Annotated in this window: 19 protein-coding genes and 2 pseudogenes; 11 read left to right on the plus strand and 10 right to left on the minus strand. The window is 69.2% G+C overall.

The features are described from left to right. Positions 1–42: 42 nt before the first annotated feature. Complete coding sequence (locus OUO20_RS21095) at positions 43–1683, plus strand: glycoside hydrolase family 32 protein (protein WP_268002571.1); 1641 nt, start codon at positions 43–45, stop codon at positions 1681–1683. Here the strand turns inward: OUO20_RS21095 and OUO20_RS21100 are convergent. Continuing rightward, complete coding sequence (locus OUO20_RS21100) at positions 1680–2966, minus strand: glycoside hydrolase family 76 protein (RefSeq protein WP_268002572.1); 1287 nt, start codon at positions 2964–2966, stop codon at positions 1680–1682. The genes OUO20_RS21095 and OUO20_RS21100 overlap by 4 nt on opposite strands. Positions 2967–3090: 124 nt before the next feature. On the opposite strand from OUO20_RS21100, the gene OUO20_RS21105 reads away from it, so the two are divergent. Continuing rightward, the gene (locus tag OUO20_RS21105; RefSeq protein ID WP_056392160.1) at positions 3091–3885 is read left to right on the plus strand and encodes an SDR family NAD(P)-dependent oxidoreductase; all 795 of its coding nucleotides are present in this window, start codon (positions 3091–3093) and stop codon (positions 3883–3885) included. After that, positions 3882–5087 (plus strand): acyl-CoA dehydrogenase family protein, encoded by a 1206-nt coding sequence (locus OUO20_RS21110; RefSeq protein WP_056392159.1) that lies wholly within the window; start codon positions 3882–3884, stop codon positions 5085–5087. Before OUO20_RS21105 ends, OUO20_RS21110 begins: the two co-directional genes overlap by 4 nt. Here the strand turns inward: OUO20_RS21110 and OUO20_RS21115 are convergent. After that, a complete protein-coding gene (locus OUO20_RS21115; protein ID WP_268002573.1) occupies positions 5084–5947 on the minus strand; it encodes a DUF1684 domain-containing protein in 864 nt (287 codons plus the stop codon). The genes OUO20_RS21110 and OUO20_RS21115 overlap by 4 nt on opposite strands. Here OUO20_RS21115 and OUO20_RS21120 point away from each other — a divergent pair. The 4 genes and pseudogenes from OUO20_RS21120 to OUO20_RS21135 all read left to right on the plus strand — a co-directional run bounded on the left by OUO20_RS21120 (position 5946) and on the right by OUO20_RS21135 (position 9969). Then, a complete protein-coding gene (locus tag OUO20_RS21120; RefSeq protein ID WP_268002574.1) occupies positions 5946–6071 on the plus strand; it encodes a hypothetical protein in 126 nt (41 codons plus the stop codon). The genes OUO20_RS21115 and OUO20_RS21120 overlap by 2 nt on opposite strands. An 8-nt stretch (positions 6072–6079) precedes the next feature. Continuing rightward, positions 6080–6619, plus strand: coding sequence for a hypothetical protein (locus OUO20_RS21125; RefSeq protein WP_018770836.1), 540 nt, complete (start codon positions 6080–6082; stop codon positions 6617–6619). Positions 6620–6732: 113 nt separating this feature from the next. Then, positions 6733–9539 (plus strand): annotated as a pseudogene (ppc, locus tag OUO20_RS21130) (phosphoenolpyruvate carboxylase). 124 nt (positions 9540–9663) lie between these two features. Beyond that, positions 9664–9969, plus strand: a complete 306-nt coding sequence (locus OUO20_RS21135) for a hypothetical protein (RefSeq protein ID WP_018770838.1) — start codon at positions 9664–9666, stop codon at positions 9967–9969. On the opposite strand, the gene OUO20_RS21140 is transcribed toward OUO20_RS21135, so the two are convergent. Then, positions 9966–10589, minus strand: coding sequence for a DedA family protein (locus tag OUO20_RS21140; protein WP_043425249.1), 624 nt, complete (start codon positions 10587–10589; stop codon positions 9966–9968). The two genes, OUO20_RS21135 and OUO20_RS21140, sit on opposite strands and share 4 nt — an antisense overlap. Before the next feature lie 34 nt (positions 10590–10623). Here OUO20_RS21140 and OUO20_RS21145 point away from each other — a divergent pair, with 34 nt between their 5' ends. After that, complete coding sequence (locus OUO20_RS21145) at positions 10624–11154, plus strand: O-acetyl-ADP-ribose deacetylase (protein WP_056392153.1); 531 nt, start codon at positions 10624–10626, stop codon at positions 11152–11154. On the opposite strand, the gene OUO20_RS21150 is transcribed toward OUO20_RS21145, so the two are convergent. Further along, positions 11126–12082: an RluA family pseudouridine synthase gene (locus OUO20_RS21150; protein ID WP_268002575.1), complete on the minus strand. Its 957-nt coding sequence runs from the start codon at positions 12080–12082 to the stop codon at positions 11126–11128. The genes OUO20_RS21145 and OUO20_RS21150 overlap by 29 nt on opposite strands. A gap of 127 nt (positions 12083–12209) precedes the next feature. Here OUO20_RS21150 and OUO20_RS21155 point away from each other — a divergent pair, with 127 nt between their 5' ends. Then, positions 12210–12848: a helix-turn-helix domain-containing protein gene (locus tag OUO20_RS21155; protein WP_268002576.1), complete on the plus strand. Its 639-nt coding sequence runs from the start codon at positions 12210–12212 to the stop codon at positions 12846–12848. Further along, positions 12845–13537, plus strand: a complete 693-nt coding sequence (locus tag OUO20_RS21160) for an SRPBCC family protein (RefSeq protein WP_268002577.1) — start codon at positions 12845–12847, stop codon at positions 13535–13537. The genes OUO20_RS21155 and OUO20_RS21160 overlap by 4 nt, the downstream gene beginning before the upstream one ends. A gap of 136 nt (positions 13538–13673) precedes the next feature. On the opposite strand, the gene yczR is transcribed toward OUO20_RS21160, so the two are convergent. Next, the gene (gene yczR / locus OUO20_RS21165) at positions 13674–15155 is read right to left on the minus strand and encodes a MocR-like transcription factor YczR (RefSeq protein ID WP_268002578.1); all 1482 of its coding nucleotides are present in this window, start codon (positions 15153–15155) and stop codon (positions 13674–13676) included. A 61-nt stretch (positions 15156–15216) separates the two neighbouring features. Here yczR and yczE point away from each other — a divergent pair, with 61 nt between their 5' ends. Then, positions 15217–15852 carry a membrane protein YczE gene (gene yczE, locus OUO20_RS21170; RefSeq protein ID WP_018770845.1) on the plus strand — a complete coding sequence of 212 codons (636 nt, stop codon included), beginning with the start codon at positions 15217–15219 and terminating at the stop codon, positions 15850–15852. A 22-nt stretch (positions 15853–15874) separates the two neighbouring features. Here yczE and OUO20_RS21175 read toward each other — a convergent pair whose 3' ends face one another. The 5 genes and pseudogenes from OUO20_RS21175 to OUO20_RS21195 all read right to left on the minus strand — a co-directional run bounded on the left by OUO20_RS21175 (position 15875) and on the right by OUO20_RS21195 (position 25074). Then, a complete protein-coding gene (locus tag OUO20_RS21175) occupies positions 15875–16705 on the minus strand; it encodes an Fpg/Nei family DNA glycosylase (RefSeq protein ID WP_134165137.1) in 831 nt (276 codons plus the stop codon). Beyond that, positions 16698–21718: pseudogene (locus OUO20_RS21180) on the minus strand (ATP-dependent helicase). Before OUO20_RS21180 ends, OUO20_RS21175 begins: the two are co-directional and overlap by 8 nt. Before the next feature lie 165 nt (positions 21719–21883). Continuing rightward, on the minus strand, positions 21884–23458 hold the full coding sequence (locus tag OUO20_RS21185; protein ID WP_134165135.1) for an FAD-dependent oxidoreductase: 1575 nt from the start codon (positions 23456–23458) through the stop codon (positions 21884–21886). A 90-nt stretch (positions 23459–23548) separates the two neighbouring features. Continuing rightward, the gene (locus OUO20_RS21190; RefSeq protein WP_026266006.1) at positions 23549–24202 is read right to left on the minus strand and encodes a DUF4232 domain-containing protein; all 654 of its coding nucleotides are present in this window, start codon (positions 24200–24202) and stop codon (positions 23549–23551) included. 101 nt (positions 24203–24303) lie between these two features. Then, positions 24304–25074, minus strand: a complete 771-nt coding sequence (locus tag OUO20_RS21195) for a YcnI family copper-binding membrane protein (RefSeq protein WP_268002579.1) — start codon at positions 25072–25074, stop codon at positions 24304–24306. Positions 25075–25149 lie beyond the last annotated feature (75 nt).

The raw sequence follows: 25149 nt of genomic DNA on the forward strand, positions 1-25149 counted from the left end.
CGGGGGACGGCACTTGTGCGTTCAGCGACGGATCGACACAACATGCCATCCACCTTTTTCAGAACCGCGTTTGCAGCCCTTCGGCGGCGGCCTCTCCTGTGGTCCGTGGTGGCCGCGGTTGCAGCCCTGGCCCTGGCCGGTTCGCTGGTACTCGTGGGAAATGCCCAGCGTGACGACGGCCGGCCGGCCGGGCAGCCCACGGCCGCACCCACGGAATCTTCTCCGGCTCAGGATCCCGGCTACCGCCCCGCCTACCACCTCAGCCCGGACCAGCGCTGGATGAACGATCCCCAGCGGCCCTTCCTGCTGGACGGCGTCTGGCACTATTACTACCTCTACAACGCTGACTACCCGGACGGAAACGGCACCGAGTGGTTCCACGCCACCAGCACGGACTTGGTGCACTGGAAGAACGAGGGCGTGGCCATCCAGAAGTTCCGCAATGGCCTGGGCGACATCGAGACCGGATCCGCGGTGGTGGACACCGAGGGGACGGCCGGGTTCGGCAAGGGGGCGGTGGTCGCCGTCCTCACCCAGCAGCACGACGGCGTCCAGCGCCAGTCCCTGTTCTACTCCACGGACAAGGGCTACAGCTTTCAAAGCTACGGGCAAAACCCCGTGATGGAGAACCCCGGCGCCGAGCACTGGCGGGATCCGCGCATCGTCCGGGACGACGCCAACAACCAGTGGCTGATGCTGCTTGCCGAGGGTTCCAAGATCGGCTTTTACACCTCGAAGGACCTGTTGCAATGGACCTATGTGTCGGGTTTCCAGAAGGACGGGCTGGGCATCCTGGAGTGCCCGGACTTCTTCCAGATGGATGTCGACGGCGACCCCGCCAAGCGCACCTGGGTCCTGGCGGCGAGCGCCAACGGCTCCGCCGAGGGCCGCAGCACGGGGCTGGCCTACTGGACCGGCGGCTTTGACGGCAAGGCCTTCACCCCCGAGGGCAGCCATCAGTGGCTCGACGGCGGCCCGGACTTCTACGCGGCCGTCACCTGGGAGGATCCGCGCCTGGACGACGGCCGGCGGAAGGCCTCCCGGCACGCCATCGGCTGGATGAACAACTGGGCCTACGCCCGGCAGCTGCCCACAAAGGACTGGCAGGGGGCCGCCTCGGTGGTGCGGGACATCAGCCTCACCTCCGAGGGCGGCCGCCCGGTGCTGGCGTCATCGCCCACCGCCGGGCTCCGGTCGCTGGAGGGGGACCCGGCGCACCTGCAGGCCGGCAGCATCGGGGACGGGCAGCCGCTGCCGGTTCCCGAGGGCGGCGCCTTCAAGGTCGACGTCGAACTGGAGAAACCCGGGAACGGGACCGGTGAAGCCCGGCTGCTCCTGCAAAGCGGCGGGAGCACCTACGCCACCATTGGCTACGACTTCACTGCCGGGCGGGCCTATGTGGCCCGCGACGGTGACACGGTGGCAGGCGGCCAGCGGAAGGCCGCCGACCCGGCAGCCGACACCGAGTACCGGCAGCCGCGTTCCGTCCAGGTCCGGCCCACGGGGGACACGGTGTACCTCACGGCATACGTGGACCGCTCATCGATCGAGGTCTTCGTCGGCGGGCAGTCCCTGACCTCCCTGGTGTTTCCGCCCGCGGGCCCCAGGGAGGCCCGCCTGGCGGCCGACGGCGGGGTGCTGCTTGGGGCCGGCACCGTCACGCCCCTGGCCGGCATCCGTTAGCCAGCGGTTGGCGCGCTGCCGTCGGGACTTGCCGCGGTGACTGCCGCGGCAGCCTCCAGCGTCATCCACGCCTGCAGCTGCGTGGAAAGCTCGACGGCGGCGCCCGGGGGATACGCCTCAGCGGCCGGGTGGGCGGCATGGATGGAGAAGATGCTGGTGCCTTCAAGCCGTGCCCTGGCCTCCCCGGCGCCGACGGAGCGCCGGCCGGACCAGAACGCCTCCGCGGTGTCCGTCACCAGCCGGGCAGCCGTGGCACGGGTGGCTGCGGGCAGCCGGGTGTCGCCTGCCGCGAGCGCCAGGTAGCGGCAGAGGATCCCGGTGAAGAGGCCGCCGTCGCCCATTCCTTCGCACCGGAGCACTGGGCTGTCCACGGCCGTGAGCTTCATGTTTACCGCGTCCACCAGGGCTGCCGCCCGGGCGAGGTTGGCGTCGCCGCCCAGTTCCAGGAGGGCCCCCAGCACGGGACCCTGGTTGTAGGTGTACACGGCGCGTTCCACCACCACGCCGCCGGCGGGGTCCGGGCGCACACCGTCCAGGTACAGGCCCTGGTCCAGGTCGAAGAGGGTGGCGTCCAGCCAGTCCAGCAGCGACTGCGCCTTGCCGCGCTGCCCGGTGCGGGCGTAGAACAACGCCACGGGGGCCGTGGCAGGGGTGTTCTTGAAGTCCCGCTTCTTGCTCCAGAACGTGCCGCCGCCCAGGTCATCGGTGCATGCGGCGTCGAACTGCAGCGTCAGCGATGCGCGGACCGTGGCGTTGCGGCGGCGGCCGGGACGCCGTGTCTCCTCAGCCAGCCCGTCCAGCCTCAGCGTTGCCAGCGCCAGCCACGCCATGTCGTCGTAGTAGCTGTTCACGAAGGTCAGGGCGTTGCGCAGCCTGATGCCGGTGACCAGGCGCGAGGCCAGGCGTCCGGCGCTGGGCCGGTCCGGGCCGTTGAACCGGGCCGCGGGGGTGGCTCCGCCGCCCAGCTCCCGCCGGCCGGTATCCACCAGGCAGTCCACGTAATGGGCCTGCCACCAGTAGTGCCACGGGAGGACCAGGCCCGCGGCCGGCCGGACGCGCCGGAGCGCCGCGAGCCACCGTCCCAGCCGCCGGACGCCGGGCTCCTGTCCCTGCTCCGCCGCAGGCTGGTCCTGCCCCGCCGGGTGCTTGCCCTGCCACAGCACGGCGCCCAGGTGGGTTCCGGGCAGCAACAGCAGTTTCCGGCCGAACAGCGCGGTCACCGACCGGGCCGCGTGGTTCGCCCTGTCCTGCCAGGCGGTCAAGGAGGTGCTGCTGGAGGTCATGCCGTCCACCCTAACGGGGCACACGCAGCCCGGGCGCGTGCGGCGGTGGCGCATTTCAGTTAACATTCATTAACTGTTGCTCGAGGCCGCGCCGCGGCATGGGGACACGCATCAAGGAGGATGTATGGACATCAAGGGCTGCGTCGCACTGGTGACAGGCGGTGCCTCCGGGCTGGGAGCTGCCACGGCGCGGAGGTTGTTCGACGGCGGGGCCTCCGTAGTGCTCGTTGACCTCCCGTCCTCCAACGGGCAGGCAGCCGCGGACGAACTCAACGGCCGGGCCGAAGCCGGCCAGTCCGCCGTCTTCGCCCCCGCTGACGTGACCAGCGAGGCGGACGTGCGGGCCGCCGTCGGGACCGCCGCAGGGATGGGCCCGCTCCGGATCGTGGTGAACTGCGCCGGGATCGCCACCCCCGGCAAGGTCCTGGGACGCGACGGCGTGCTGCCGCTGGAAACGTTCAGCCGTGTCATCCAGGTGAACCTGATCGGCACCTTCAACGTCCTGCGGCTGGCGGCCGAGGCGATGGTGGCCACCGAGCCCGCCGTCACCGCGCTGGGCGGCCCGGAGCGCGGCGTCATCATCAACACCGCCTCCGTGGCGGCCTTTGAAGGGCAGATCGGCCAGCCTGCATATTCCGCGTCCAAGGGGGCGGTGGCCGCCATGACGCTGCCCATCGCGCGGGAGCTGGCGCGCTCGCTGGTCCGCGTGGTCACCATTGCGCCGGGAATCTTCGAGACCCCCATGATGGCCGGCCTGCCCCGGGAGGCCCAGGACTCGCTGGGCGCCCAGGTTCCGCACCCGTCCCGGCTGGGCAAGCCGGCGGAGTACGCCAGCCTGGTGGCGCACATCGTGGACAACGCCATGCTGAACGGCGAAACCATCCGCCTTGACGGTGCCATCCGGATGGGGCCGAAATGAGCGCGCCTGACGTGTCACAGCTGCCCGCGGCGGACTTCTTCGCCGTCGAATCCCTGCTGGGCCAGGCCGAGAGGAACAAGCTGGCCGAGCTGCGGGACTTTTTGGCCGCCGAAGTGGCGCCGTACGCCGGGGACTGGTGGAACAAGGCCGAGTTCCCCGCCCACATTTTGCCCAAGCTGGCTGCGCTGGAACTGAGCACGCCCGCCCACCGCGGCTACAGCCACCTGTTCGCCGGGCTGGTCATTGCGGAGATGACCCGGGTGGACACCTCCATCGCCACCTTCTTCCTGGTCCACCACGATCTCTTCGTTGAGTCCCTGCACACCTTCGGCAGCGAGGACCAGAAGCAGCGGCTGCTGGCTGACGCCTCGGAGCTGCGCACCACGGGCGCCTTCGCCCTCACCGAACCCCTGCACGGGTCCGACGTGGCGGGCGGCATGGAGACGCGGGCACGGCGGATATCGTCCAGCACCGGGGAGCCGGACGACGGCGGCGACACCTGGGTGCTCAACGGCGCCAAGCGGTGGATCGGCAACGGGACATTCTGCGACTACATGCTGGTGTGGGCACGGGACGAGGGGGACGGTTCCGTGCGGGGCTTCGTCGTGGACGCCACCCTGCCGGGGGTAAGCCGGAGCAGGATCGAGAACAAGATCGCGCTGCGCACTGTCCAGAATGCGGACATCGTGTTCCGGGACGTCCGGGTACCGGAGGCGGACCGCTTCAGCGGGATCAACAGCTTCGAGGACACCAAGGAACTGCTGCGCAGCTCGCGGATCATGGTGGCCTGGCAGACGGTGGGCCAGCAGCTGGCGGCGTTCGACGTCGCCCGGCAGTACGCCGTGGAACGCGAGCAGTTCGGCCGCCCGCTGGCACACTTCCAGCTGATCCAGCAGCAGCTGGTGACCATGCTGGGCAACGCCGTGGCCAGCATGGCCATGATGGCCGGGATCGCCAGGCTGCAGGACCAGGGTGCTGCAGACATGCCGCAGGTGGCGCTGGCCAAGTCCTACCTGAGTGCCAGGATGCGGGAAACCGTGGCGCTGGGCCGTTCCATCCTGGGCGGAAACGGCATCGTCACCGATTACCGGATGGCCAAGATCTTCGCCGACGCCGAGGCCATCTACACCTACGAGGGATCGTTCGAGGTGAACACCCTGATCGTGGGCCGGGCCATCACCGGGATCTCCGCCATCTCCTAGGCAGGGTACGGCTGCTTCTCGCCTGCCTCCACCCGGATGTCCAGGCTGTTGTTCCTCACCGGCATGGGGCAGGTGCCGTAGGGCGTGAAGGCGCTGGGGTAGTTGATGGCCCGGTTGAAGTCCAGCACCACGGTCGCCCTGCCCGAGGCATCGTGCCGGGGCCTGGGCATGGAGAGTTTCCGCCATTCGTCGGTGGTTTCGCCGTTGGTCTCGTCATGGAACGTGACGGTCAGGGCGCCGAGCTTCTCTTCCTCCGCCTGGAGCCGGAACTCATGGTTGCTGCCGGGCAGCTTGAACACCACTTCCCCCACGCTGCGGTGCACGCCGTCCACCAGGGGGTTCGCGGTGCTGATCGGCACGTCCACCGGGGCCGGGTAGGGCTCAAACCGGCCCGCCACCTCCCAGTCCGGGTTGTACGGGTAGGTGGGGACGCCGTCAAACCCGGTGAAGGCCGGAGATGCAGAGTCCCGGGTGCGGATGGCGTACCGCCCGCCGCGCATGGCCAGTTCCACCACCACCTGGTCCCCATTGGGGCCGCCGAACTGCACCCACATCAGCGACTCCTCGTCCGCCAGGACGGCGGACACCGTGCCGTCCACCTTTTCCCCCGTCTCCACCAGCGTGAGCCCGTCCGGCGGAGCAGCGGTGAGGAACGCCGCGGTGCCTCCGGGGTCCGTGGACCACAGGCCCGGGGCCAGGTCGACGGCGGCGGGGGCGTCTTCGAGCCACTGGAACGAGGTGAGGGTGAGCCAGCCGTGCGGCGCTGCCAGGGCTTTGTCCCGGTTGGTGCGGAAGCGCTGCCAGCGCTCGACCTTGGCGGCGGGAATGGCGGCGGGGGCGTTAGCGGGGGTGGTGGCCATGGTTCCTTCCGGTTGCGTTGCCCGCGCTACAACCGCAGGCATGGACGGTTCATTCCGCCGGACGGACGCCGGCAACCCGCTGGGCATCCCGGATTCCAGCTGCACGGTGGTCCGCCGGGGTTGAATGGAGGGGTGGACATCCTTGCCGGAGTGAATCGGGAGTGGCTGGCGGCGCTTACGTGGCTGGCGGCGCTGGTTGCCGGCGCCATGGTGCTGGCATGGCGACGCAGGCGGGCCGACCTCGCCGCGCTCGCCGCCGTCGTCGTCTTCATGGCAGCCAATGTTGGCGCCGGCATCTACGTCCTGAACCACCTGGCGGACGGGCGCTGGGGCGGGGACGCGCAAGCCAAGCTCGTTCCGCCGCCGCTTTCCGGGACCCCGGTGGTGGGCCGGTTCCTGGAGCCGCTTGACGGGGCCCTGGCGGGCATGGCCGGCGGGGTCAACGACTTCATCGACTTCCGCGCTGCGCTGCCTGTGGCCCTGGACTTCTTCGCAGCCGCCGGCTGGGCCCTGGCCGTTTCGGTGCCGGTGGGGCTGGCGGCCGCCGCCGTTCAGGCGGGGAGGGCCCGCCGTCGTAAGGCTGACGATGCCGCCTGGCGCAGCGAGGTGGAGCAGCTCCGCGTGGAACTGGACGCCGTGAAGCGCCATGTGGGGTACCGCGACATCTTTTGAGACGGATTCCACTGCTGCACCGCACCGGGGGTAGCATCTTTAGCTAGTAACGTGGCTCACAGTATCCAGCGCAGTGTACGAGCCAAGTCCATAACCCTCGAAAGATTGCTTCAATGGCACACACTGCAACAGCGCCCGAAACAGATCTCGCCTCCGAACTGCGCGCGGACGTCCGCCGCGTTTCCACCCTTCTGGGGGAATCGCTGGTCCGCCAGCACGGACCCGAACTCCTGGACCTGGTGGAGCAGGTCCGGCTCCTGACCAAGGAATCCAAGGAAGCAGCCCGCGGCGGTGCACATGCCACCGGCCCCTGGAGCGCGCACGACGTCGTTGCCCAGGTCCGTGAACTGCTCGGTTCCCTGCCCATCGAGCAGGCAACCGACCTGGTGCGCGCCTTCGCGTTCTACTTCCACCTGGCCAACGCCGCCGAGCAGGTCCACCGCGTTCGCGGCCTGCGGACCCGGGCCGAGAAGGACGGCTGGCTGGCCAAGACCGTGGCGGAGATCGCCACCCAGGCCGGCCCCGGGGTGCTGCAGGAAGTGGTCAACGGGCTGGACGTGCGCCCCATTTTCACGGCGCACCCCACCGAGGCCTCCCGCCGCTCCGTCCTGGACAAGATCCGCAAGCTCTCCGACGTCCTGGCCCAGCCCACCGCCGAAGGGTCCACCGCACGCCGCCGGCAGGACCGGAAGCTGGCCGAGATCATTGACCAGATGTGGCAGACCGACGAGCTGCGCCAGGTTCGGCCCACCCCTGTGGATGAGGCCCGGAACGCCATCTACTACCTGGGCGGCATCCTCACCGATGCCATGCCGGAGATGCTGTCCGAGCTCTCCGAGCTCCTGGGCGAACACGGCGTCACCCTGGCGTCCAAGGACGCCCCCATCCGGTTCGGCTCCTGGATCGGCGGCGACCGCGACGGCAACCCGAATGTCACCGCCGCCGTGACCCGCGAAATCCTGCAGATCCAGAACCAGAGCGCCATCCGGATCAGCATCGGCATGATCGATGAGCTGATTTCCATCCTGTCCAACTCCACGGCACTGGCAGGCGCGGACGAGGTATTGCTGAAGTCCATCGATGAGGACCTGAAGAGGCTGCCCGGCCTGGACAAGCGGGTCCTGGAGCTGAACGCCCAGGAGCCGTACCGGCTGAAGCTCACCTGCATCAAGGCCAAGCTCATCAACACCGGCAAGCGGGTGGCCGCAAACTCCAACCACGAGCACGGCCGCGACTACAACGCAACCGATGAACTCATGGCAGACCTGCAGCTGCTGGAACTGTCGCTGCGCAACCATTCCGCCGCCCTGGCCGCGGACGGGTCCCTGGCCCGCGTCCGCCGGGCCATCGCCTCCTTCGGCCTGCACCTGGCAACCCTGGACATCCGCGAACACGCAGACCACCACCACGACGCCGTGGGGCAGCTGATGGACCGGATCGGCGGCCCGGGGCTCCGCTACGCCGAACTTAGCCGCGAGGAACGCTTCGAGGTGCTGGGCTCCGAGCTGGCCTCCCGCCGCCCGCTGTCCGGCCACCCGATCAAGCTCGACGGCGCCGCGGACGGAACCTATGACGTCTTCCGCGAGATCCGCCGGGCCCTGCGCATGTACGGCCCGGACGTCATCGAGACCTACATCATCTCCATGACCCGCGGCGCCGACGACGTCCTGGCCGCCGCCGTGCTGGCCCGCGAAGCCGGCCTGGTGAACCTTTTGGCGACAAGCCCTACGCCAAGCTCGGCTTCGCGCCGCTGCTGGAGACCGTCGAGGAGCTGCGCGCCTCGGCCGAGATCGTGGACCAGCTGCTGTCCGACCCCTCCTACCGCGAACTGGTGCGGCTGCGCGGGGACATCCAGGAAGTGATGCTGGGCTACTCGGACTCCAACAAGGAATCCGGCGTGATGACCAGTCAGTGGGAGATCCACAAGACCCAGCGCAAGCTGCGCGACGTGGCCGCCAAGCACGGGGTGCGCGTCCGCCTGTTCCACGGCCGCGGCGGCTCCGTGGGCCGCGGCGGCGGGCCCACCTACGACGCCATCCTTGCCCAGCCGAACGGCGTCCTGGAAGGTGAGATCAAGTTCACCGAACAGGGCGAAGTCATCTCCGACAAGTACTCCCTGCCGGAACTCGCCCGGGAAAACCTGGAGCTGTCCCTGGCCGCGGTGCTGCAGGGTTCGGCCCTGCACCGCGATCCGCGGACCTCGGCGGATCAGCGGGAGCGTTACGGGCACGTCATGGAGACTATTTCCGACGCCGCCTTCGACCGCTACCGCAAGCTGATCGACCACCCGGACCTGCCCGCCTACTTCATGGCCTCCACTCCGGTGGAACAGCTGGGCTCCCTCAACATCGGCTCCCGCCCCTCCAAGCGCCCTGACTCCGGCGCCGGGCTGGGCGGCCTGCGCGCCATCCCCTGGGTGTTCGGCTGGACCCAGTCGCGCCAGATCGTGCCCGGCTGGTTCGGCGTCGGTTCCGGGCTCAAGGCCGCCCGCGAGGCCGGACATTCCGCCCAGCTGGTGGAGATGATGGACCACTGGCACTTCTTCCGCTCGGTGCTGTCCAACGTGGAAATGACGCTCGCCAAAACGGACATGGACATCGCCGGCTACTACGTGGCCACCCTGGTCCCGGAGGAGCTGCACCACCTGTTCCGGAGCATCCGGGACGAGTATGAGCTCACCGTTGCCGAGGTCCGGAAGCTGACCGGCGAGAACCTGCTCCTGGACGCGCAGCCCACGCTGAAGCGCTCGCTGGAAATCCGCGACCAGTACCTGGACCCCATCAGCTACCTGCAGGTGGAACTCCTGCGCCGCATCCGTACCGACGCCGGGATCAGCGGAGCGGAAATCGACGAACGCCTCCAGCGGGCCATGCTGATCACCGTCAACGGCGTGGCGGCGGGCCTCCGCAACACCGGCTAGGCACACGCCCGCTCACGTTTGGCGGCTTTCCATGGAACGCCCGCCCACCTCCCGCCCGGAAGGTGGGCGGGCGTTTCGGGTCCAGGAGCAGGATGTGAGCGGGGGTTTGGATAGGGTTGGAGGCATGCCTTCCTTCCAGACCCGCCTCAAGATCACCGGGCTGCGGCCGGGCAATCCGCCGGAGGCTGTCATGGACGCGGCCGTGGAGGCGCTGGGCACCCGCCACCACGTGGAGGCGCACCAGCTCCAGCTCGCCGGCGGCGTGCCGCAGCTGAACCTGCGCTTCCTCGTCGAAGCCAGCGAGTACAGCGGCGAGAACCGGCAGGCGGTGGAGTCGGCAGCCATGATGCGCGACGCCGTCGAACGCGTTGCGCTGACAGGCTCGCTCAGCGTGCTGCGGCGCAGCCGCGGCAAGTGGCTGCCCGTCTAGCCTGCGTCGGGGATTGGCTCGTCCTCCACCGGCGACCGGTCACCGCGCCGCCGGGTGACGATGATCCCCACGACGGCGCCGATCACCAGGCCAACGGCCACGCCGATGAGTGAGCTGGCCCAGAACGGCAGCTTGGTGGCCGAACCGGTGAAGTAGCCCAGCCCCACCAGCCAGCATGCCCACAGGACCGCCCCCAGCCCGGCGCAGAGGCTGAAGCCCCGCACGGAGACGTTCGCGATCCCGGAGGCGGCCGATGTGGCCAGCCTGCCGCCGGGGATGAACCGGGCCCCGATGATGGTGCCGTAGGTGGATGAACGGCCCGCCTTGGCCAGTCCGGCATGGATGCCGGCGTGGACGCGGCGGCCCCATTTCCAGCGGTCCAGCACATGGCTCAGCCGCCGCCGGAAGAGCTGGAACACCACCATGTCTCCCATCCAGGAGGCCAGGGCGGCCAGGACAAGCACCAGGAACACGTTGGCCCGGCCGTCGGCGGACAGCGCGCCTCCGGTAATCACCACCATCTCCGACGGGATGGGCGGAAAAATGGCGTCGCCGATCACCACCGGGATGACCCAGAAATAAAGGGCCGCCCCCCAGCTGTCAATGCCGCCGAAGTCCATTGCCACAAGGTACCGCACTTGGGAAACTGGCGGCATGCGGATCTCGGTTCTGCAGGGCGACATTACGCAGCGGCGGGTGGACGTGGTGGTGAACGCCGCCGACCCTTCGCTGCTGGGCGGCGGGGGAGTGGACGGTGCGCTGCACCGGGCCGCCGGGCCGGAATTGCTGGCATCGTGCCGGGAGCTGCGTGTCACGGCGCTGCCGCACGGCCTGCAGACCGGGGCCGCCGTGGCCACGCCGGCGTTCCGGCTGCCGGCCCGCTGGGTGATCCATACGGTGGGACCCAACCGCCGCGCCGGACAGACCAACCGTGCGCTCCTGGTGTCCTGCTTCAGCGAAAGCCTGCGGCTGGCCGACAGGTTGGAAGCCGGGGAGCTTGCCTTCCCGGCCGTGGGGGCCGGAGCCTATGGGTGGCCGGCTGCGGCGGTGGCGCAGGCGGCGCTGGAGGCCGTTGATGGTTTCCGGGCCTCGCATCCGGCAAGCGGCCTGGAACTGGTGGAGTTCGTGCTGCACACCGCGGACGTGGAGGCGGTGTTCAGGGACGTGTTGGGGCCGCTTCGCTGAGTTCCAGGCTGCTGCGGTACTCCACCGGCCGGCCGGAGATCGGATCCACGAACCGTATGCCGCGTGCCAGCAGCTGCAGCGGTCTGGCGTAGTCGTCCGGGGCTTTGTCCAGCAGGTCCGGGTAGAAGGCGTCGTTCACGATCCCCAGCCCCAGTGAGGCCATGTGCACCCGCAGCTGGTGGGTCTTTCCGGTGTGCGGTTCCAGCCGGTACCTGGCCAGGCGCGGCCTGCCGCCGGCACCGGTGCCCGCGGCAACCGCCGCCGGGCCGCCGTCGAACGTTTCCAGCCGCTCAATCCTGGTTTCCGCGTTCGGCTCGCCGTCGATGACCTCCGCCAGCAGGTAGCTGCGCGACTTGGTCATCCGGTTGCGGACCACCACGGGGAAGTCGACGGCGGGATGTCCCGGCGCGGGCTCAGCGGCCGAGACGCACTCGTATTCCTTCTGCACCTGCCGCTTCTCAAAAAGCACCTGGTACCTGCCGCGGGTCTGCGGGTTGGTGGAGAAGAGCAGGACGCCGGCGGTCATCCGGTCCAGCCGGTGCATGGGGATCAGGTCCGGCAGGTCCAACTGGTTGCGCAGGCGCACCAGGGCCGACTCCTGGATGTACGTGCCGCCCGGGGTGGTGGGCAGGAAGTGCGGTTTGTCCACCACCAGTAGGTGGTTGTCCTGGTGGAGGATGCTGATTTCCACGGGCAGCCGCGTCTCCGGCGGCAGCGTGCGGTAGTACCAGATGAAGGTATGGTCCTGCAGCGGAGTGGCGCGGTCCAGGGGGACGCCGCCCTCGCCAACGATCTCGCCGGCGTCGAACCTCTCCTCGATGCCCTGCGGATCGATATGTCCCCAGCGGTGCATCATGTAGTCCATTGCGGTGTGCCACGGACCCTCTTCCGGAAGGCGCAGGCGGGTGGCGTTAACGCCGTCGCGCACGGGAAGGGGGATTGCATCACCTGCCCATTCTACCGGGGCGGCCGTGGCCCTCCGGGGCCGGGTCCAGCCGCCACCGACGATATAAAAGTTATTGACAATAAAAGTTGTCGGTTGCAATAGTTTAGGCATGCAGGACATCGCAGTCATCGAGGACCCGGCCACGGCCGAGGTATCCCTGGACCCCATCCGCACCCGGATCCTGCGCGAGCTGGTCCAGCCGGCTTCCGCCACGCAGCTGGCCGTCCGTGTCGGCCTGCCCCGGCAGAAGGTGAACTACCACCTCAAGGCGCTGGAGCGGCACGGGCTGGTGGAACTGGTGGAGGAACGCCGCAAGGGCAATGTGACCGAGCGGGTCCTGCAGGCCACGGCGGCGTCCTACCTCATCTCACCCATGGCGCTGAACGAAGTGTCCCCGGACCCGCGACGGTTTGCAGACCGCTTCTCCGCCTTTTGGCTGCTGGCGCTCGCGGGCCGGATGGTCCAGGAGGTGGGGAAGCTGATTGCCGGCGCCGCCGTTGCCCGGCAAAAGCTGGCTACGTTCGCCATTGATGGCGAGATCACGTTCCGCACCGCGGCGGACCGTGCAGCCTTCGCCGAGGAGCTCGGCACCGAGGTCACCCGGCTGGTGGACAAGTATCACGACGACGCCCAGTCACCACGGGGGCGGCGGCACCGGCTCGTCGTGGCGCTGCACCCGGCACTTAAAGAAACCGGTGCCCCCACGGCAACCAACGAATCCCATCCAGGCAAGGAGCAGGACAAATGACCGACAACCGCAACTTCGAAATCGTCCACGACACGGAGCTCCCCGGCACGCCCGAGCGGGTGTGGGAAGCGGTGACCAATGGAACGCCCGCATGGATGTTCCCCACGGACCAGTGGCCGGACGTCAGGGTGGTGGAGGAGTACCCCCACCACCTGGTCTCCCGGATGGACGGGCCCGACGGCTGGTTCAACCAGCTGGAACATGTGCTGGAACCGCTGGACGGCGGCCGGGCCCGGCTCCACTACGTCCACAGCGGCATCTTCGCGGACAACTGGGACCAGCAGTACGACGGCGCCAGCCGCCACACCGAGTTCTACCTGCACACGCTGGGCCAGTATCTGCAGTACTTCGACGGCAGGCCTGTGGTGTTTACGGACGTCCAGGCACCGGCGGCATCCCAGGCCCCCGATGGTTTCATCCGGCTTCGCGAAGCGCTGCGTGCCGGCGCGGCCGGGCAGGGCGCTGCGGTGGATGTGGAGCTCGACGGCGTGGGCTGGCTGACAGGCGAGGTGGACTTCTCCAATGAGCACTTCCTGGGCGTGCGCACCCCGGACGCCCTCTACCGGTTCTTCGGCCGCAACGCTTTCGGTGCCCCCGTTGGCATGACCGTGCACGACTTCAGCGGCACCGCCGATTCCGCGACCACGGCCAAGGCCTGGGGCGGTTTCCTGGAGCGCGTGTACGCGTAACTGCCCCTAACGTTCTGTGTGGCGCTCCAAATCGCCGGAACGGTGCGGGATCGCCGTACCTCTCCGGCGATTTGGCACCGGTCCGGCGATTTGGCACCGTTCCGGCGATTCCGACGGCGGTCAGTCCGGGCCCGGGTCAGGCGATGGCGACGGCGGGGGCATGGGTGAGCGAGCGCCGCAGCTGGGGAGCGGAGTCCAGCTTGTCCTGGGCGGCGCGCAGCGCCAGCACCGCCGTTTCGAGCTTGTCCGGTGGAAGGGCGAACGGCACCCGCAGGTTGCGTTCGAACGCGCCGCCGATGCCGAACCGGGGTCCCGCCGCCAGCCTGACCCCGAAGTCCGGCGCGAGCACTGTCAATGCCGTGCTGATGGGCGTGGGAAGCCGGCACCAGATGGACAGGCCGCCGGCTGCACGCGTGGTGCGCCAGGTGGGCAGATGTTCGGCCAGGAGGCCGAGAAGTGCTGCCCGGTTGCCGCGGAGGGTCTCCAGCAGCGCGGGCAGCGGTTCGTCCAGGGCCCGCACCAGGTGGGCGGCGGCGAGCTGTTCCATGACGGGTCCGCCCAGATCCAGGGTGGTGCGTGCCGCGGCAAACCGCTGGATCATCGTTTCCGAGGCCCGGATCCAGCCGGTGCGCAGGCCGCCCCAATGCGACTTGCTGAGGGATCCGATGGACACCACCGTGCTGCCGAAGGCGGCCAGTGGAGTGGTGGCGACGCCGTCCAGGTTCAGTTCACGGAGTGTCTCGTCCGCTACCAGCACGGTTCCGGCAGCGGCGGCGGCGCGGACCAGCCGCCGGCGCTGGGCGTCCGGCATGATCATGCCCGTGGGGTTGTGGAAGTCGGGGACAAGGTAGGCGAGCTTTGGCTTTTGCTGGGCCATGGCCGACTCCATGGCGGGCAGGTCCCAACCGGACTTCGTGAAAGCCGCCGGGACGGCACGGCAGCCGGCCGCCCGGATGGCATCCAGCGCGTGCGGGTAGCTGGGGTGTTCCACCATGACCCGGTCCTGCCGGCCTGCCAACGTGCGGATGATGATGGTCAGGGCATGCTGCGCGCCGGACGTCACCATGATCTGGCCTGCCTGGGTGGGCGCCCCGGCTGCCGAATACCTGTCCGCAATCGCCTGGCGCAGGGGCATTAATCCCAGGGCGTCGTAGCCGAATCCCGGCAGCAGGGCGGGAAGCTCCGTCAATGCCGCGGCGAAGGCCCGGTGCACCACCTCGCCGCTTGCAGGCAAGGCCGAATAGGCAAGGTCGATCAACCCTTCCGGTGCGGTGAGGCCAGGTGCGGTAAACGGTTCGGCCGGCCGCGGCTGCGGACCGTAAAGCGCCCGGCCGAACGGCGTGAGTTCGGGGATGCGCGTCTTGCCGCGGCTGCCCTGGCCGCTGCTGAGGAAGCCCTGTTCCCGGAGGCTGGAGTAGGCGGCGGTAACGGTTGTCCGGCTGATGCCGAGGGCTGCCGAAAGGGACCGTTCGCTGGGCAGCGCGCTGTCCAGGGCCACACGGCCATCCAGGATCAGGAGCCGAACCACATCGGCCAGTTCCCGGTAGGCCGGGCCGGTGCCGTTGTTCCAGGTGCCAAGCAGGCGGGACAGGGCGGTGGCGCTCAAGGTGGTGGACATGTAGCCAGTATCTCAAACTGGCTATGTATTCCAATGCCAGTTGCATGGAATGGTTGTTTGCATGATGACCCGCAGACTCCTCCAGCTCTTCACCGGCCTCGCCATGTACGGCATCTCCCTGGCCATGTTCATCCGCGCCGGGCTGGGGCTGGACCCCTGGGACGTGTTCCACCAGGGGCTGGCGAACCGGACGGGTCTGAGCATCGGTGTGGTGGTCATCGCTGTGAGTTTCCTGGTGCTGCTGCTCTGGATACCGCTCCGGCAAATGCCCGGCTTCGGCACTCTCTGCAATGCGGTCCTGGTGGGCGTATTTGCGGACGTCGGCCTGGCCCTGATTCCTGCCGTACCCCACGTGGCCGGCCAGGCCGGGCTTCTTGCAGGGGCTGTCCTGGTGAACGGCGTCGCCTCAGCCTGCTACATCGGGGCCGGGTTCGGGCCGGGTGCCCGCGACGGGCTGATGACGGGACTGGCGCGCCGGACCGGGTGGTCAGTCCGGCTGTCGCGCACGCTGATTGAGGTGTCCGTGCTGGCCATCGGCTGGCTGCTGGGAGGCTCGGTGGGCGTGGGCACGGTGGTCTACGCCCTGGCCATTGGTCCGCTGGTCCACGTGCTGCTGCCGCGCTTCATGGTTCCTGCCGCCGTTCCGAAGACCGACGGCAAGGCACGGACCGCTATGGCTCCGGAGGGCTGCGCCTGACAGGACCACCCGCGCCTAAAGATCAACTGGGTACGGGCTGGCATTTCGGGCAGAAGTAGATGTCCCGCTCCTCCTCACCGTTTGGCTTGCCCAGGAGTCCGCGCTGGATGGGCGTGCCGCATTTCAGGCAGGGCTGGCGTTCCCGGCCGTACACCCAGTAGCCGGGCCTGCCTGCCATCCTGCCCACCGGCATGCCGCGGGCATTCAGGATGGTGACGCGGCGGCCGGGCCCGAGGTTCACTTCCAGAAGCTGTTTGGCATCGGTCATCAGGGTCCGCACGTCCGTGACCCCGGAAACCGGCGTGGCGGGATGCACCCCGGACAGGAAGCACGTTTCGCAGCGGTAAATGTTCCCGATGCCTGCGAGGTTCCGCTGGTCCAGCAGGGCAACCCCCACCGGCACCTCAGGGCGCGAACGGATGCGCCGTTCCGCCTCGTCCGGGTCCCAGTCCGGGCCCAGGAGGTCCGGGCCGAGGAATCCCACGATGGAGTCCTCATTGGCTGTGGCCACCACTTCCACAATGCCAAGGGAAAAGCCGACGGCGTCTGCCACGGCGGTGCGGAGCACGCACCGGGCGGTGAATCCCGGCTTCCGCCACCTTCCGCCAGGCGGATACACCTGCCAGGCGCCTTCCATCTTCAGGTGCGAGTGAATGGTCAGCCGTTTGTCCTCCGGGCTGACCACCCGCATCAGCAGGTGCTTGCCCCTGGGAACCACCTCGGCAACGGTCCAGCCGGCCAGGTTGAGGGTGGCGAACCGGGGCACGCGGAAGTCCGAGGCGAGCAGCGTCTGTCCGGCTAAAGCCTGGTGCAGCTGGCGGGCGGCCCGCCAAACCGAATCGCCCTCAGGCACGGATCCTCAATCCCTTTGGGGTGGAGTAGGCCCCGGCGGAGCTGAGGGCAGCGGCCACCGGGGTGTCCAGGATGCCGTGCCCGTTCACTTTCTCCATGATCAGCTTGTCCACCGCACCGCGGGTGACCACCCCCACCAGCGCGGCACCCGCCGCCGCCAGGACGGCCTCGTCATCGCTGAAGGCCAGCAGGGTCTTCCCGCCACGCTCGACGTACAGGACCAGCGCACCGTCCACCAGGACCACCAGCGCGCCGGCCTTCCGGCCGGGACGGTGGCCGGTTCCGGCGTCGTCCTGCAGCGCGGGCCAGGGGAGGGCCGCACCGTAGGGGTTGGCGGGATCGGTGGCGGCGAGGGCCAGGGCCACCGGTTCGGCCTTCGCCAGCTGCGTGTCTTCCGAGTAGGAGCGGAGCCGGTCCACGGTGGCCGGAACAGCGAACTGGGCGGCACCAAGATGTTCGATGAAGTACCCCCGGCGGCAGCGGCCCGCCTCCTCCAGCCGGGCCAGGACCTTGTACATCAGGCCGAAGCCACCCACGATCTGTTCGGCCATGACCGAGCCCCGGGTGACCACGCCATAGCGGTCCAGCAGGAGTTCCGCCGTGGCGCGGGCATGGATGGTGGGATCGAGTTCAGGCTCGGGAAGCGCCGACCACCGCCCGGCGGCGGTGGGCGGAGTGGCGGCACCCTGCGTTCCATACCGGCCGCCGGCCAGCCCGGGGGAGCCCATCAGGCCGGTGCCGTGGGAGCGGCCCAGCCGGCTGAGCCGCGGCGCCCTGGCACGTGGTGCCCTTGCCACCTGGCGGTGGGCCGTGTGGCCTCCCGCGATCATAGCCCGGACCGGGGCGAACGTGTCACCGGTGATCCTGCCGGCCCATGCGAGGTCCCACAGCGCAGCCACCACCTCCTGGTCGCTCAGCACGGCGTCCATACCGCCCGCCACTTCGGTCAGCTGGCGGAAGAAGTACCCGCCGCCGTTGTTCCGCAGGTGGTCCAGGAGCCGCTGGCCGGCGTCCCCCGGTTCAAACTCGGGCGATGGGTTGAGGGTCAGTTCCACCGAGTCCGCCAGGTGAAGGCTGATCCAGCCATCGTTTCCCGGGAGCGCCCCGGCCCCCGACCACAGGACTTCACCTGCAGCCATCAGTTCATCCAGCATCGCGGGCTGGTAATTGGATACCCGTGTGGCCAGCACCAGGGGCTCCCAGGCTGACGCGGGGACGGGCACCCCTGAGAGCTGGTCGATGGCGGTGATGATGCCGTCCAGGCCGCGCAGCGAGGGCTGGCCACGGCCGCCGCCGGGAGTCCTGACATGCTGCCACGCGGGCAGGAAGCGTCCGTAGGCGGCAGCGTCCACCGGCTCCACTTCGGCACGCAGCGCGGCCAGGGAACGACGGCGGAGCTTGCGCAACACCTCGGCGTCGCACCATTCGCTGGCGATAGTGTGCGCAACGTCGGGGACGGGAGCGCTGGCGGCTTCATCGGCTGGCGGTGGTCCGGCAGGTTCGCCGGCCTCCGGCGGCGCGGTTTCGGACGGGGTGACGTGGGGCCGGAATTCCCCCTCCACCACGCGTCCATCCGCTGCCAGGCGTTTCAGGGCCGTACCCACCACAGCCACACCGAGGCCCAGCCGGGCAGCGGCTTCGGCAGCGGTGAAGGGCCCATGGGTCCGGGCATACCGGGAGACAAGGTCGCCCAGGGGATCGGCCACCGGCTCGATGAAGGCCAGCGGAACGCCCATGGGCAGCGGAACGCCAATGGCGTCGCGGAGTCGGGCTGCATCCTCCACGGCGGCGAAGCGTTCAACCCCGCCGATGTTGACCTTGATGGCGCGGTTGGCGCGCTGGAGCGCGGCCAGGTGCGCTGCCGCCTCTTCCACAGTTGCGGCAGCGTCGACCGGCGGAGCGTCACCGGGCTCGAGGACCTGGACTGCGTCCCCTGCCGGCTGTGAACCCTGGAGCCGTGCCGCCGTTTCCCCGGCCGTCAGCGGGCCCAGCAACCGCAGGAGGTCCGCGACGCCCTCCATGCCCCGTGCACGCCGGTCAGGGGCCAGCCGCTGCAGCTCGCGTTCGGTGCCCTCGATGACTTTGGCGTCCAGGAGTTCGCGCAGTTCCACCCGGCCCAGCAGCTCGTTCAGGAGGGTGGAGTCCAGGGCCAGGGCGGCGGCCCGCCGTTCGGCGAGCGGGGAATCGCCCTCATAGAGGAACTGGGCCACGTAACCGAAGAGGAGGGACTTGGCGAACGGCGAGGGCTGTTGGGTGGTGGTCTGCAGGATCCGCAGCTCACGCCGTTCCACGGACGCGGCGATGTCCTTCAACGCCGGCAGATCGTAGACGTCCTGCAGGCATTCGCGGACTGTTTCCAGCACGATGGGGAACGTGGGGTACTTCCTGGCCACGTCCAGCAGCTGGGCCGACCGCTGGCGCTGCTGCCAGAGCGGCTGGCGCTTGCCCGGGGTCTGGCGCGGCAGCAGCAGCGCACGGGCAGCGCACTCCCGGAACCTCGAGGCAAACAGGGCGCTGCCGCCCACCTCTGCCGTGACGATCTGCTCGAGTTCCTCGGGATCGAAGAGGAACAGCTCGGCGCCGGGCGGCTCGTCCTCCATCATGGGCACCCGCAGCACGATGCCGTCGTCGGCGGCCATGGCGGAGCCGTCCAGTCCGTAGCGCTGGTGCAGCCGTTGCCCCACAGCCAATGCCCAGGGCGCGTGCACCGGCATGCCGAACGGGCTGTGCAGGATCACGCGCCAGTCGCCCAGTTCGTCGTGGAACCGCTCCACCACCAGGGTGGTGTCGCTGGGGACCACCTCGGTGGCCTGCTTTTGCTCGTTGAGGTACTGGATGAGGTTGTTGGCGGCGAAGTCGTCCAGGCCGCTGGCCTTGCAGCGCTCGGTGGCAGGGCCGGCGTCGGACGCGGACAGTTCGCGGACGAAGGCGCCAAGTGCGCGGCCCAGGTCCACGGGCCGGCCCAGCGAATCGCCCTTCCAGAACGGCAGCTTTCCGGGCTGCCCGAACGCGGGGGAGACCAGGACGCGGTCGTGGGTGATGTCCTCGATCTTCCAGCTGGTGGCGCCCAGGGCAAAGACGTCGCCCACCCGGGACTCGTAGACCATTTCCTCGTCCAGCTCGCCCACGCGCCGGCCGCCCTTTGGTGCGCGCGCCGGTTTGCCGTCCCCGGAGGGGGAGGCAGAGCCTTCCTGTTCGGTGCCGATGATGTAGACGCCGAACAGGCCGCGGTCCGGGATGGTGCCGCCGGACGTAACGGCCAGGCGTTGGGCTCCGGGCCGCCCCTCGATGGTGCCGGCGTTGCGGTCCCAGATGATCCGTGGCCGCAGCTCGGCGAATTCGTCGGACGGGTAGCGCCCCGCCAGGAGGTCGAGGGTCGCCTCGAACGCTGACCGGGGAGGGAAGCAAAAGGCGCCGAGCGCCGGACGGTGCTGAACCACTCCTCCACGTCGATGCTGCCCAGGGCGGTTGCGGCAACGGTCTGCTGGGCCAGGATGTCCAGCGGATTGGCAGGGATGCTGAGCCGCTCGATCTTGCCACCCAGCATCCGCTCCACGGTGATGGCTGTGTGGACCAGGTCTGCCCGGTGCTTGGGGAAAAGGACGCCCTGGGAAATCTCGCCCACCTGGTGCCCGGCGCGTCCCACCCGCTGCAGGCCGCTGGCCACGGACGGTGGCGACTCCACCTGCACCACCAGGTCCACGGCACCCATGTCGATGCCCAGTTCCAGGGACGACGTAGCCACAACGCAGCGCAGCCGCCCGGACTTGAGGTCGTCCTCGATGAGCGCGCGCTGGTCCTTGGACACGGAACCGTGGTGGGCGCGGGCCAGGACCGGATCAGCGCCCGCGGAGCTGCCGGCCTGGGCCATCATGTGCGCAGGGGTGGCGGTTGAAGCGGGAATGCCCGACGGCGGTCCCCCCGGCGTGCCGGGCCCGCCGGCCTGCCCTTCCGGGCCGGGATCGTCCCAGCCCCCGCCGACGGCAATCAGCTGGCGTTCGGCGTAGATCTCGTTGAGCCGCGCCGTGAGGCGTTCGGCAAGCCGCCGGGAGTTGGCGAAGACGATGGTGGACTGGTTGGCCAGCACCAGGTCCACGATCTTTTCCTCCACATGCGGCGAGATGGAAGCCTGCGGCTGCAGGCCGGAAGCTGGGCCGGAGTCGAACGCCCCTGCCGCGCCCTGCAGGTCCGACATGTCCTCCACGGGCACCGATACGGTGAGGTCCCAGTTCTTCCTGGCCGGCGGGGCGACGATCTCCACGGGGGCTGAACCGGCCAGGAACTGGGCCACCAGCTCCCGCGGCTCCACCGTGGCGGAAAGCCCGATACGCTGCGCAGGCTTGGGCAGCAGCGCGTCCAGCCGCTCCAGGGACACGGCAAGGTGGGCCCCGCGCTTGGTCCCGGCCACGGCGTGGACCTCGTCAATGATGATGGTGTCCACCTCGGCAAGGGTTTCGCGGGCCTTGGAGGTGAGCATGAGGAACAACGACTCCGGGGTGGTGATGAGGATGTCCGGCGGGTTGGTCAACAGCGTCCGGCGGTCCGCAGCGGGAGTGTCCCCGGACCGGACCCCTACCGTGATCAGCGGGGCGGGAAGTCCCAGCCGCTTTGCCGTCTGGGTGATGCCGATCAGCGGGGACCGCAGGTTCCGTTCCACGTCAACGCCCAAAGCCTTAAGGGGCGAAATGTAGAGGACACGGGTCTTGCGCTTTGGCGCCCGGGCCCGCTTGCCTTTTGCGGGCGCTTGGGCAGCGGCGGGATCAGGGGCCTGGGACGCCGAGGCGAGCAGCCTGTCCAGCGCCCAGAGGAAGGCCGCGAGGGTCTTTCCGGAGCCGGTGGGGGCCACCACCAGCGCATGCGATCCTGAGGAGATGGCGTTCCAGGCCCCGGCCTGCGCAGGAGTCGGCTCGGAAAACGCGCCAAGGAACCAGTCCCTGGTGGGCCGGCTGAACTGGCCCATGGGGGCGGCCGCACCGGAAACACTGCTGCCGGCAGGACGCTGTTCCTGGTTCATGCCTCCATCATGCCGCAAGGCACTGACACCCGACTCCCGGGCGGCCGGGGTTCCGCCCGAAGCCGAACATCACCCCGTCCAACCCCGGGATTTCGGCCAAGGCAGACGGCAGCCCTGCAGGGCCTCGGCCGGCAAATCCCTGTTCAATAGCTGATCAATTCCTGTTCAAACAGTTTCGGACTCCGGCAGGTCCTTGGTGGCCGGGCCTTCAAGCAACCTTCCCTGGTTCGTGAAGCGGGAGCCGTGCAGGGGGCAATCCCACGTCTGTTCGTTGTCATTCCAGTGCAGGATGCCGCCCAGGTGCGTGCAGACCGCCGAGAGCCTGCAGGTGGTTCCTTCCACGGTGGATACAGCCACCGGCCGGTTGCCCTCGCGGTAGACCTTGCCCTGGCCTTCGGCCGGGACGGCGGCCGGGCCTGCGGTATCAGGTGTTGCGGGGGCAGGCGCTGCGGGAACGGTGGGTCCGCGGGTTCCCCGTTTGAGGCCGTCAATCCTGCGGCCCTCAGTGGTCACTTTCCCCCAGTCGGAGGCCATCCTCGCGGCAACGCCGGCGTTGAGCGCCACGGCGGACAACGCACCTGCCGGCGATGTAATGCGGTGGTGGATGGTGTCCGCCCAGGGCACCTGGCCGCCCAGGATGTCCGCCGAGATGCCCAGCGCGGCGGCGACGGCGTTGGTCATTCCCCACTTGTTGTAGCCGGTGCCGAAGTAGATCCGGCCCTTGCCGCGCGGGAGCTTTCCGAAGAAGGGCATGAGGTTGGTGGGCATGTAGTCCTGTGCCGACCACGTGTGCGTGGTGACCGCACCGGGGTAATGCCGGCCCGCCCAGTCGAGCAGCCCGGTGAGGTGCGCTTTCTCTGAGTCCGTCCGCCCCACGTGATGGCCGTGACCGCCCACAAGCAGCAGGTTCCGGCCGTCCACCTCATAGTCGCGAAGGGAGTGCGTGGGCTGCTCAACGGAGATATACATGCCCGGCGGAGGTGCCTGGTCCTCCTGCAGGGCAAGGGCCGCCGCGTAGGAGCGGCTTGGCTTCAGCTTGGCGAAATAGAGGCCGCGGTCCAGGACGGGGATTCCGGTGGCAAGGACGACCGTGTCCGCCCTGACACTGCCACGGTCGGTCCTGACGGCGGAGGGCGCATCGCCGGTGACGTCCTGGAGGCGCACGCCGCTGACGATCCGGCCGCCACGGCGGCGGATGTCCGCCACCAGTGCGTCGAGGACCTCCATCGGGTTGATCTGGGCCTGGTCCCGCAGCCGGGCGGCCCCGTGGACGGGAAACGGCAAACCCGCGTCGCGGACGTAATCCACGTCCAGCCCGGCAGTGGTGGCGGCGCTGACCTCCTCCCGCAGCTTTTCCGTTCCCTGTGCTGACGCAGCATAGGTGTAAGCGGTGCGGCGCTGGAAGGGCACGTTGTGCTCCTCCAGGTAGCGCAGCAGCCAGGCCTGGCCCTCCCGGTTTCCGTCCACGTACGCCTGCACCTGTTTCTGCGAATACTGGCGGGCCAGCTGGGACAGGAACGTGCCCTGCAGCAGCGTTACTTTTGCAGTGGTGTTGCCGGTGGTCACGGCCCCCGGCCGGCGGGCCTCCAGTACCAGTACGCTTTGCCCGGAGCGGGCCAGCAGCAGTGCGGCGACCAGGCCGGTGAGGCCGGCCCCCGCCACCACCGTGTCATACCTGGTGTCCGGTTCAAACGGATCAGAAATGAAGGGATCCCTGCGGTCCAGCCAAATCGACGTCATGCCAGTCCAACCTGCCTACGGTCCACGGCCCTCGCAGGCCAGTTTGTGCATCCCTCCATTCCCGGTTCCCTCCTGGGTCAGGTCCCGGGGTCAGGCGGGCTGGAACGCTCCAATGCTGAGCAGTGTGATGTTTGCGTTGCCGCAGGCCCGGGTAGGTTGCGGGAGGAACAGGGAATCGGTGTCCTCGGGCGGATAGATCCGGTAGCCGGCAGCATCCACGGGGGAGCAGTCCATGTAGTTGCCTGCCTGCGTGTAGCGCAGCACCGCAGTGCCCGTCTGGCCGGGGGCCAGCAGAACGTCCACGACACCTGCGGACTCATCCCGCGTGGCGGGGGCGCCAATGGGGGCGCCGGCGGCGTCTGCCACCAGGGAGACGCCCGGGAAGCCCCTGAGGATGCACGGCTCGGAGCCGCTGTTGGTGAGGTTGAGCTTCATGTAGACACTGCCGGCAGCGCCGCCACCGGACGGATCCGTGGCCGCCGTGAGCCCGGCCGCCTTGCACAGGCCCGGAGTGCCGGCAGGGCTGACGGGGGACGGGGAAGCCGGCGTCGACGTGGCCGGCGCCGAGGACGCCGGAGGCGCCGTTGACGCGGTCGGCGAGGGGGACTGGCTGGCCTGCCCGGTGGCGGGCGCCGTCGTAGTCTGGGACTGCGGCTGGCTTGGGCCGCACGCGGTGAGCAGCAGCGCTGCCGCTGCGGCCGCCGTCGTCATGGCAAACCCCTGGGAAATTTTCTGAGACCTCATGGGACCACCTTCGCGGTAGCCGTTGCCCGCGTCAACGATGCCACCTGCAGTAGGGGCAATTTGATGCCCGGATCGTGATGATCCGGGCACCAATTACGACCCTAGGGCTTGCCGGCCGGCTCCCGGCCGGCAGTGCCGGCGGCAGTGTTGCTGCCCGGCGCGCGGAGCCTGCCCTTGCTCCGCAGCAGTGCCGCCCCGCCCAGGACCAGTCCGCCCACGCCGGCAGCAAGCCCGGTCCAGCTGCGCGCCTCCGCGCCGCCGTCCGTCCCCGCCGCCTGTCCGGTGCCGTGGGCAGCTCCTGCCGCGCCGTGGGCGTCCGCGCTGTCCGCCGCCGTGATGGTGAGCGAGGGGGCGGGGGCTTTCAGCCCGTGGGGGTCCTGGCCGTCAGCGGCGACCTGGGACCAGTCGGTCTGGCCGCTTTCGCAGGTCTGCAGCGTGGGGAAGTTCAGGGTTGTCCCGGCCATGTCCGGCAGGTGCACGGAAAGGACCAGGGCGTCGCGCAGTTCGGGGCTCAGCGGCGTCTTGGCCGTATAGACGATCTGGCTGGTCCGCTGCGTGATGGCGGTTCCGTCCGGGAGCTTCCGGGGTTCGGCGAACTGTTCGGTCACCTTTTCCGCTGTCCAGTTGGGGTTGACCGTGGGTTGGGCGTCATTCAATTCCGGGGGCAGCGTGATGGCCACCTTCGTGGTGGGGGACGTGCCGCAGCCGTGCGGAATGCCGAACGTCAGCAGGGCATAGGAACCGGCGCCGGTCTTGTCCGGGGTCACGCCAACATGCGCTGAGGCGCCGCCCGCCACGGCGAGCAGGAGAACGGCTGAGCCTGCGGCGGCTGCGGATGCGGTCAGGGCACGGCGAAAAAACGGGGTTGTCATGGGTTGCCTTTCTGGCGCACACCACTGATACAGGGCGTGCAAAATGTGTACCCCGACGCCGTGCGGAAGGCCGGT

The organism is Arthrobacter sp. FX8 (assembly GCF_026723805.1).
Classification (GTDB): domain Bacteria; phylum Actinomycetota; class Actinomycetes; order Actinomycetales; family Micrococcaceae; genus Arthrobacter.

Bases quoted from the DNA above. Each gene is read 5' to 3' on its own strand.
- OUO20_RS21095 (WP_268002571.1), top strand. From the start codon at position 43: ATGCCATCCACCTTTTTCAGAACCGCGTTTGCAGCCCTTCGGCGGCGG.
- OUO20_RS21100 (WP_268002572.1), bottom strand. From the start codon at position 2,966: ATGACCTCCAGCAGCACCTCCTTGACCGCCTGGCAGGACAGGGCGAAC.
- OUO20_RS21105 (WP_056392160.1), top strand. From the start codon at position 3,091: ATGGACATCAAGGGCTGCGTCGCACTGGTGACAGGCGGTGCCTCCGGG.
- OUO20_RS21110 (WP_056392159.1), top strand. From the start codon at position 3,882: ATGAGCGCGCCTGACGTGTCACAGCTGCCCGCGGCGGACTTCTTCGCC.
- OUO20_RS21120 (WP_268002574.1), top strand. From the start codon at position 5,946: ATGGTTCCTTCCGGTTGCGTTGCCCGCGCTACAACCGCAGGCATGGAC.
- OUO20_RS21115 (WP_268002573.1), bottom strand. From the start codon at position 5,947: ATGGCCACCACCCCCGCTAACGCCCCCGCCGCCATTCCCGCCGCCAAG.
- OUO20_RS21135 (WP_018770838.1), top strand. From the start codon at position 9,664: ATGCCTTCCTTCCAGACCCGCCTCAAGATCACCGGGCTGCGGCCGGGC.
- OUO20_RS21140 (WP_043425249.1), bottom strand. From the start codon at position 10,589: ATGGACTTCGGCGGCATTGACAGCTGGGGGGCGGCCCTTTATTTCTGG.
- OUO20_RS21145 (WP_056392153.1), top strand. From the start codon at position 10,624: ATGCGGATCTCGGTTCTGCAGGGCGACATTACGCAGCGGCGGGTGGAC.
- OUO20_RS21155 (WP_268002576.1), top strand. From the start codon at position 12,210: ATGCAGGACATCGCAGTCATCGAGGACCCGGCCACGGCCGAGGTATCC.
- OUO20_RS21160 (WP_268002577.1), top strand. From the start codon at position 12,845: ATGACCGACAACCGCAACTTCGAAATCGTCCACGACACGGAGCTCCCC.
- yczR (WP_268002578.1), bottom strand. From the start codon at position 15,155: ATGTCCACCACCTTGAGCGCCACCGCCCTGTCCCGCCTGCTTGGCACC.
- yczE (WP_018770845.1), top strand. From the start codon at position 15,217: ATGATGACCCGCAGACTCCTCCAGCTCTTCACCGGCCTCGCCATGTAC.
- OUO20_RS21185 (WP_134165135.1), bottom strand. From the start codon at position 23,458: ATGACGTCGATTTGGCTGGACCGCAGGGATCCCTTCATTTCTGATCCG.
- OUO20_RS21190 (WP_026266006.1), bottom strand. From the start codon at position 24,202: ATGAGGTCTCAGAAAATTTCCCAGGGGTTTGCCATGACGACGGCGGCC.
- OUO20_RS21195 (WP_268002579.1), bottom strand. From the start codon at position 25,074: ATGACAACCCCGTTTTTTCGCCGTGCCCTGACCGCATCCGCAGCCGCC.